Raw genomic sequence first — 1,873 nt, 5'->3', positions numbered from 1 at the left:
TTGCCCGGTTGCATCGCAAGACCTTGTGCTATTCCAAGTCCGTAGAAATGCTGAAGCACTCGATTCGCTTGCTACTACACTACCTCAAATTTGGTGATGTGCCCGTCCCGCAGTAAATCATATTTCTATTCAGCAACGCCTTCACCAGCTACCTAACAGTTCTGGTCAGTGGTTGCCGATGCATTTGCATCTCACCCAAGCAGATTCGGTCAATCCACTACACTAGAATTGCTAGACCGCCATTTCTCTACTTACAAACACCTGTATATTCCATAAACCTCTTCGGTTCTATGTCAATACGACCAAAACGAGGTAGTTGAGATCTAGAGCGTCCATGAGAATCGTATGATTGTGGATTTGGAAATCCACAGAAGGTTCCATTTCCTGCTGAATAAAATGTAGTAGCCCCATTGTTAAAATATCCACTTGGTAAATCACAAACACCAGTGTATGTGCCAAAATCTTTGGGATTCCGTCGCCCCAAACTTTTTGCAGAATTTACTGCCTTAAAAAACTGATGATGATTCGGACTTACAAAACCGCAATAAAATTTTCCATCGGTGTAAAAGACTGTGGCTCCATTATCAAAATAACCAATGGAGGAAGGAACAACGGTACGACCTGTAAAGTGCGTATGACTACACTGCTTAAATGGATCTAACCTTTCTCCTAAGGTTTTACAAAGAGAATGTGCTTGAGCAGTTGAAGAAAAGATGCAAGTAGAAATTGAAATGGCAATACCTAAAGCACCTTGAAGAATTAATGAATATCTCATGTTTACCTCACTGAATACATAATTGTTGAACTAAAACTGTTGAGTCATGCGTTGCTGATATCCGGGATAAATCCGGTTCTAAAATCCACTTATTTACGTCTACCCAGAAAAGTCATCATAAATTCCGCAAATTTACTCAACCTTGGCACACTTGGCGATCGCACCCTCACTTTGAACCTTCTTGTTGCACCCAGAAGATAACCTCTCGGTCTAATTTGCTTGAATTGAATTCAGCTTAATCTCCACATATCTACCATGTCAGTCGGAAAAAGGTCGGGAAAAAATCGGAGAAAAGTCAGATTTACTCAACAAGTAGACTCCTAACTGCACCCTCATACAAAATGTGCCATCGCTAGGCGATCGCACCCTGCCCAAAATTCTCACTTGCTTTACAACAAGGGTTTTGAGGATGGATCATCCTCCCTGTAGGAAATTACGCCGATATTAGCAGCTCTCCGGAGAAAATTACCGTAAATTTACGGGCTTCACAAAAGCTTTGTGTACTTGACGGTTGCGATCGCTTGCCCTTTCCATTGACTTATTTCAAGCGATCGCGCATTCATCACAAACATCACTTCTTTTTTTATTGGAGTCCCACTGACGAAGAAAAGAACTACAGCAACCGCAACTGCCCCAAAAACTCAAGTTTTGTCTGCAAAAAACTTTGTTGGGGAGAGGGTTGAATAAACTTAATCGCACAAGAGCCGCAAAGTGCCAGATAACCCCCATTGCCATCGGACATCGCCTTCATAATGAACGGTTGGATTGAATCACAAGGGCTATCTGACTTCTGGTCGCGATCGCGCAAGTGCTGACTTGTCAGCCCTCCCAATACATCCAGCCGTTGCTCATTCCAAATTCGATCTATAAAATCATCCATTGATTCCCCAGGTCGCAGACACTCACGTTTACAAGCAGGATTTTGGCAGCGCAAGTTGGCGGATACTGTGAATTGCTGCCGAGCCACTTTATCAGCCACCTTCACTGACATTGATTCAAGACTCATACCATGTCACCGGTGGCGAGGGGGGTTGAACTGGGTTCAGTTAGCATGAACGGTCGTCGTGTGGGGTCACGTTCTGTGTATTGTGTGAAGTC

The 1,873-nt window shown here is 43.5% G+C and carries 2 protein-coding genes and 1 pseudogene; 1 reads left to right on the top strand and 2 read right to left on the bottom strand.

Going from position 1 to position 1,873, the window contains the following annotated elements; translation table 11 throughout:
- Window positions 1-116: pseudogene (locus AC1S52_RS03070) on the top strand (IS1 family transposase); the annotation flags it as partial.
- A 131-nt stretch (window positions 117-247) separates the two neighbouring features.
- Here AC1S52_RS03070 and AC1S52_RS03065 read toward each other — a convergent pair.
- Together AC1S52_RS03065 and AC1S52_RS03060 are read right to left on the bottom strand one after the other, a co-directional pair.
- On the bottom strand, window positions 248-775 hold the full coding sequence (locus tag AC1S52_RS03065; protein WP_482027572.1) for a hypothetical protein: 528 nt from the start codon (window positions 773-775) through the stop codon (window positions 248-250).
- A 613-nt stretch (window positions 776-1,388) separates the two neighbouring features.
- The gene (locus AC1S52_RS03060) at window positions 1,389-1,781 is read right to left on the bottom strand and encodes a hypothetical protein (RefSeq protein WP_482027571.1); all 393 of its coding nucleotides are present in this window, start codon (window positions 1,779-1,781) and stop codon (window positions 1,389-1,391) included.
- Window positions 1,782-1,873 lie beyond the last annotated feature (92 nt).

It is taken from the genome of Kovacikia sp. CALU 1929, assembly GCF_056784235.1.
The sequence above is the reverse complement of the archived record's forward strand: the minus strand, read 5'-3'. Positions and strand labels throughout refer to the sequence as shown.